Annotated in this window: 4 protein-coding genes; 1 reads left to right on the top strand and 3 read right to left on the bottom strand. The window is 39.9% G+C overall.

Going from position 1 to position 7,032, the window contains the following annotated elements; translation table 11 throughout:
* Window positions 1-150: 150 nt before the first annotated feature.
* Window positions 151-2,103 carry an LruC domain-containing protein gene (locus tag BSCG_RS21995; RefSeq protein ID WP_032849333.1) on the top strand — a complete coding sequence of 651 codons (1,953 nt, stop codon included), beginning with the start codon at window positions 151-153 and terminating at the stop codon, window positions 2,101-2,103.
* 85 nt (window positions 2,104-2,188) lie between these two features.
* On the opposite strand, the gene BSCG_RS21990 is transcribed toward BSCG_RS21995, so the two are convergent.
* The 3 genes from BSCG_RS21990 to BSCG_RS21980 all read right to left on the bottom strand — a co-directional run.
* Window positions 2,189-3,760, bottom strand: coding sequence for a ClC family H(+)/Cl(-) exchange transporter (locus BSCG_RS21990; RefSeq protein WP_008775097.1), 1,572 nt, complete (start codon window positions 3,758-3,760; stop codon window positions 2,189-2,191).
* Between the two features lie 89 nt (window positions 3,761-3,849).
* Window positions 3,850-6,603, bottom strand: a complete 2,754-nt coding sequence (locus BSCG_RS21985; RefSeq protein WP_032849334.1) for a TonB-dependent receptor — start codon at window positions 6,601-6,603, stop codon at window positions 3,850-3,852.
* Between the two features lie 48 nt (window positions 6,604-6,651).
* Window positions 6,652-7,032, bottom strand: a 381-nt coding sequence (locus BSCG_RS21980; protein WP_008775099.1) for a hypothetical protein, incomplete at its 5' end; no start/stop codon positions are given.

Consider the following 7,032-nt stretch of genomic DNA (forward strand, 5'->3'; position numbering starts at 1 on the left):
TATATTTTGAAAAAATATTCAACTATTTTATGGTTGTGTTGAATATTATATATATCTTTGTACCCGTAAGCCTTTGAACTTCAAAGAACTTACGGGTTTCTTTTAAAAACAAAACGAACTAAAGTATCGCATAAACAAAAACTATTAGATATGAGAAGATTTTGGTTAGCATGCACAATGGTAATTGTAGTGGGTATAAGCAGTTGTGTGGATAGTGATAAAGACTTATACCAAGAAGCTCCAGGGGTAGAAATTAACACCTCTAATTTTTCTACTATACAAAAAGTACAAGTAGAAATTGATTATTCCAATTCCGAATCAAGAGTTCCTTTTTCCATTTATGATGGAAATCCATTGATTGAAGGTGAAAACACCACCATTCTAAAAGAAAACGTTCAGGCATTAGATGGTGCATGGACAGATGAACAAGGTAAATTCACCGCAACGGTTGAATTGCCGGCTTATGTATCTAATGTGTATATCGTTTCTACATCACCTTTTGCCAGACAGGCAATCCCTGGAAAAATAGTTAACGGTGTTTTGAAAGTATCAGACACAGATGAACAATTTACTACCAGAGCATCCTACAGAGAGTCAACCCGGTTTGATAGAAATCGGTTTAATAATCTAGGTTGGAATACTAATCTCGGTTCATTCGACGATCGCAGTGGAGTTATTGATTATGCTTATAAAGGTAATGATCCTAAGCTCACTTTAAGTAAATCTGAAATGAACGAATTACGTACTACTGTAAGCAAGGTGTTGAATACATTAGGAAGTTGTCCAGAGGAATATCGTACTCAAGCCGACTTATATGTAGAGGAAGATGAAACAGCCGTAGTACTAACTGCATTAAGAGGATGGACCTGTTGGAACAGTTCATTAGGCTACTACTATTACAGATACGATCAAGCTCCTGCCAGTCTGAAAGACGTAAAAGTATATGCTGTATTCCCCAATACTCAAATGACCTGGAATAATGGAAGCCTTCAAGCCTCTCCCCAAGGTATAAAAGAAGGTACAGCTGTACAACTAAAATATTTTGATGATCCGGAATATCCAAAAGGCAAGAACTTCCCCAAAGGATACTACATTGGTTTTATTCTCGCTTGCAACGCATGGAACACCTATTTTACAGGTTTCAACAGTTATACTCTAACCGAAGGATTTTATGCCAGTTCCACAAAAGGATTTAGTACTAAAGTTAATAGCGGTATAGATGTACGTACAGCTATGTTTAAAGATAAAAACAGTAACATTGCTATCGCCTTTGAAGATTTCATGGATGATCAGAATTTTACAGATGTTGTATTCTCATTAAAAGCCAATCCTGAAATCACTAATGTTCCTCCTGTAGATGAAGACTTAAATACAACTATTGAAAAGACAGGTGTATACGCATTTGAAGATGAATGGCCTAAAGCTGGTGATTACGATATGAATGACGTATTGGTTCAGTATACTTATCAAAAAGTATTCAATATATTCAATGAAATCTTAAGCGAGTCATTTACATTTAAAACTTTATATAATAAATCGACTGTATTCACTAACGGATTAGGTTTCATTCTTTCAAATGAGGGAAATGCACAGTCAATTGAATACTTTATTAGAAAAGAAAATGAAAAGGACTTTACTGTAGCTTCGGGAGCTGACAAATTTACTCGTGAAAGCAATGCAATCATATTGACAGATAATGTTAAAACAAACCCAAATGCCGAATATAAAGTAACATTCAAATACGGAGATAAAAACTCGAATAAAAAGCAGGAAACATCAATCGATGCATTCATATACCGTCCTAGCAAAGAAGGTAATCGCTTGGAAGTTCATTGTCCTATGAAGAAACCAACTTCTAAAGTCGATACTTCTCTCTTCGGACAATATGAAGACTGTTCTAAACCTAATGAAGGCATTTACTATGTATCGAATCAAGAGAATATTTATCCTTTTGCATTCTATTTGTCAAATGCCAATGCTAATGATATTGCAGAACTAAAGAACTTCGATAAAAACGAGAAGAAGTCTATCAGCGAAATCTATCCTAAATTTATAGACTGGGCTAAATATGGTACAAACGCCGATTGGTATAAGAAAAAATAAGTACTTAATATACTGAAACAAGAATAGCTGGAAGAATCTCTCTTTCAGCTATTTTTGTATATATCAAAGGATAAGAGCCAGACACTTAATAAATATTCGCCATACTGACTAAAGGTTCATACAATTTCTCTATATCCTGTGAGTCCATCTCTATTTGAACTTGATCTCCAGGCATTAATTTCTGTCCTTTGGGAGGCCAATTCTTACGGTCACGATGCACATTTATAATTATGCAACGTTCCGGTAAACGAAGTTCATCCACCATCTTGCCATCTAAATAAGACCCGCTCATTACTTCTACAGACAATGTATAACGGGGCTCTTCCTTAAAGGCAGGCGAATGAATCATATCATCATATAAAATTACATTGAACGGTTTTATCTGAAGCATTTCCGTAAAGTAATAGGTTAATCCACCTACAACAATGGAAGGATAAAAGACTTCCAAATGTCCCGTAATCTCGGTTATTAAGACAATAGCCGTCAGAGGTGTACGAATGACTGCTACAAGAAATGCCGACATACAAATCAACATGATATAACTGATATTCTCATAAGCAATCACACCCTGTTGAACCATAATCAATCCCACTATTTGCCCCAAAAGTCCTCCTGTCACCAGTGTAGGGATAAAACTTCCTCCCGGTAAACCCGAAGAAAAAGAAAAGGTACTAAAAACGAAATGCAACAACATCATGCCAACAATCCAAAGAATATGTGTATCCGGATGCATGGCCTGTGATAGCAAGAACTGTTCCCCTCCTCCCGTCAGATTAAACTCGGCCATAGAAATCAAAAAAGCAATAAAAAGCAAATACAGCATCTTCACGTATTCAGGATGCTTAATAGCGGGATAAATACGTTTCATCTGAAGAGTAGTGACAGAAAAGAATTTTCCAAAAACAGAAACTACTGCCGCCAACAAAAGAAACAGTTTCACCTGCCCCCAAAAAGTCATTCCAGGCACAATGGCATCTATATGAAAATAAGGATTGATGGGAAAAATCCAACTGGCAACCCCGCCTGCCACGACTCCTGCCAAAAGCGTGGTAATGGCTGTTTTAGGTGCATCGAACCGCTCAATAGATTCGATAACCAACAATGAGGAAGCTAATGGGGCAGCAAAAGCAGCCGCCAATCCGGCACCTGCACCGGCAGACAATAATTGTTTCCGTTCGCCACTAAGCACCCTCCCCCATTTTGATACCAAATATCCGACATACGAACCTATCTGTACGGAAGGTCCTTCACGCCCCAAAGACAATCCGGTACTTAATGCAAGTATCCCACCCACAAACTTCGCAACCAATTCCAGAAAAGGATGCTTATAATCAACCCTCCCATTAATAACTCCACGTGTTTGCGGAATCCCCCCGCCGGTAATAAGCGGCATTTTCTTCACCAGCCAGGATACGAATACAAGTATTCCCCACATCAACAGGAAAAGAGGGATATACCAATACCACTTGGGATGAGAATCAAAAAAATCATGGCGGAGATTAAAGAAGAACTGTAACAGGTAATGATAAGGCACGGCAACAAGCCCCGTCAGTAATCCTACGAAGATACTGACAAAGTAAAGTCGTGCATCAATCAACTTCAGTTTAAAAATGCGCCAACGACCATTATCTTTTATCTTTTTTATCAGTCGAAACATTCAGCCAGCCTTACATTGTTTTATACGTAGGACATACAACAATCAAAACCTAGCTGTGGTTTTCAAACTCATGAAGATTTAATTTCTAATTATCTTCCCATCATATTCAGACGAAGTATAGCGTGTACCATAAAGTAAGACCCCAGTGCATTATAATCCGTGTCACGAATGGCGGTGGCGGTAATTGTGCGTATCAAAGAAATATCCTGATGGAGAATATCATAGATCTTGAAACGGATTAATAACTGTTTCTTTTTTAGAAAGGCTTTTGACAGTTGGCAGTTCCACATGAAATTCTCTTTGGCATAACCTTCATAACCATAACCGGTGCGGAGAGAATAAGTCAGGTCATTATATAGTTCCATCCCCCAAGGCAGATAAAGTTGCAGTTGGGTTCCTGCCTGATAATCAAAAGTTTCAGTACGTTTCTCCCGCACATCATTATAAGAATTGTTATAAATCAGGCCGACAAGCCCCGTAAGTTCCATTTGACGGGTACGATAAGTAAGCCGTAGACGCTCACGTCCCGTTAAATGCTGTACGGAGGTTTTCACCGGTTCTTCTTTATTCAGAGTTGTATAGCCATTCTGATTCCGGTATTGCAGATAGGAGTAAGTGCGAAATATCCAGCTACGATTCTTAAAAGGGGTATTGAGAGAAAAAGACCCCATGGCGCGCCAATTACCATTCATATTGACCGGAGACGTCGTTCGCACACCGGTTTCGCTGTCATAAGTCACCTGATTGGTTACATTATTAATGGTATTCTCGAACAAAGCGGTAGCTACCATATTTCGCTGATGTTTGGTATTGTAGGAATTAAAATTCAATGTAAACGTATTCGTATATGAAGGCTTCAACGAAGGGTTACCGACACGGATATTTAAAGGATTGGTACGGTCGGTCACAGGTTGGAGGTCGCGTACGCTTGGCTGTTTTCCTTTTCCTCTATACACAATTTGCAAACGGGTACGTTTTGAAAACTTGTAACGGAAATTGACTGTGGGTGAGAAATTCATGACTGATCTTTCCAACTGATCTTCGGGAGCGTCGCTCAACAAAGAATGGCTGACAGACTTTTGTGGTTCAAAATCAACTCCAATATTATAATTATACTTTTTCTGTGAAGTACGTATGGCAAGGTTCACCAAGTGATTACTGTATTGATTTTCAAAACGGTTACTGGAGTCTTCATCAAAGTCGGGAGCAAACTCTTCCAGTTCCTTATCCCAGTCATAGACAAAACGATCCGAATTGTTCACTTTATACTGATAGCTGTAACGGAGTTGCAGGAAATGCCGCCACGGCAACGGTTCTACATATACCAGTTGCACCCGGTAATTATACCCGTCCACATCATCCTCTATCTTCTGATTCTGAATCTTCTTCGTATTATTTTTGAAGTACCGGGTGGTGGAAAGGCTCTTCCGGTCGGTAGATGAAGCATTAGTACCATAGTCTACTTTCAAAGCGACATTTCTCCCCAACCGACTCAATTTCCGGCTAAGTTGTAACATCATCGTCAGGTTATACCGGGAATTATGGTTGGTGCCGGAGGACTCTCTCTCATTCAACAATACATCATTCCCCCACCCTTCCTGAAAGCCACTATTCTCTCTGTCATTGGCCGAAAAACGATATTGAGGACGGAAAATCAATGTAGTAACAGAATCCATCTTCCATTCAAGAAAAGCATTGGCCACCAGCTCATGATTCTGCAACCGGCTATTGTTCGTGCCCAGATTGATTGACCGATCCTCGCGAAGAAAATTGTCGACCGTTGTACGGCTGTCTTCCAAACGGTCTGTACCCACGTATTGAAGATTGGAACGTAACTTAACCCGCTTCCAGTCATGAGTCGCGTTTAGTCCCAATGAACGGGAAGTAGTCAGCCCCATCCGATTACGGATATTACCTGTAGCATTTGAAGATTCATTCTGCAATTCCGAGAATCCCTGATTATTGGTATTATTCAGATTCCCGATAATCGTTAATTGAGAGTTTTCACGAAAGCGGTTCAAGGTATTGGCTAATTCATAACGGTCTTTACTCCCGTATCCTCCCATAAAATTCTCCATCCAACCCAATTTCATGTCCTTTTTCACAGACAGATCCAGAATCATCTCTTCCTCTCCGTCATCTATCCCAGTGAGACGCGCCAAATCTGATTGGCGTTCATAGGCTTTCAACTTCTCCACCATCTCCACGGGAAGGTTTTTAAGGGCGGCTTTCGGGTCATCAGAGAAAAACTCTTTACCGTCTACTAAAATCTTCTTTACCTCCTTACCATGTATCAATAACTTACCGTCCGCATCTATTTCGCTTCCCGGAAGTTGTTTCACCAACTCTTCAAGCATTGAACCTTCGGGAGTACGATAGGCGGAAGCATTGAAGACTGTTGTATCTCCTTCCGTCACCGCCATCGGGGCTTGACCTACTACTACGGCCTCATCCAAAGCATAACTTTCCGGAGTCAGATTGATATTTCCCAATTCATAGGAGGTGCTTTTGCGGGAAATGGAAATGAGATGAAAAACAGGTTTATATCCGATATATGAAACTTGCAATAATAAAGACTTCGCCTTAGTCGCAGTAGGAACGGAAACGGAAAGTTGAAATTTACCGATAGCATCCGTAGCACCGCCGCCCAACAATGTACTATCCGGTAAAGCCAAAAGCCGGACCGTAGCAAACGGTACCGGCTGATTGGTTTCAGTATCAATCACACGACCGGAAAAACGCTCTTTGCCGGACTGAGCAAAAACAGTCAAACTAATCAGTAACAAGACATAACAAGTAATCAAACGGTACTGAAAAGAATAAATATGGCTGCCTATGTTCAAATTGTGTTGATTTAGTAAAATAAAACTATAATAAAATAAACCTAATCTTTATTTCTGGCCTTGACGCGGAGCACGAGGTCTTTGTCCCTGGTGGTGTCCCTGTCCCGGTTTCTGACCTTTTCTGCGGTCAAATTCCTTTCTGAATTTATTAGCATTCATCTTTTCCTGCTGATAAATCTTCAAAATCTGCTTCTGCGAAAGTATCTTGCTGAATTCATTGTAATACTTTTCACGAATATCCAGCATTTTACGGCTTTGAGTAAACTGGTTCCGCAACATGGTTGCAATCTCGTCGTCAGTCATGGACGGACGTTCTTTCTTAGCATTAGCGTCTGTGCCTTGTGCTTTAGTTTTCTCTGTTCTCGCCTTATGAGTCATCATACGACATTCACGCAATTCTTTCAGATACTTCTCGTATACCGGAGTAAA

This window comes from Bacteroides sp. 2_2_4 (genome assembly GCF_000157055.1).
In the GTDB taxonomy this organism is placed as follows: Bacteria; Bacteroidota; Bacteroidia; order Bacteroidales; family Bacteroidaceae; genus Bacteroides; species Bacteroides ovatus.

What these genes read in the sequence shown, in the direction of transcription:
- BSCG_RS21995 (WP_032849333.1), top strand. Translation starts at nt 151, where the DNA reads ATGAGAAGATTTTGGTTAGCATGCACAATGGTAATTGTAGTGGGTATA.
- BSCG_RS21990 (WP_008775097.1), bottom strand. Translation starts at nt 3,760, where the DNA reads ATGTTTCGACTGATAAAAAAGATAAAAGATAATGGTCGTTGGCGCATT.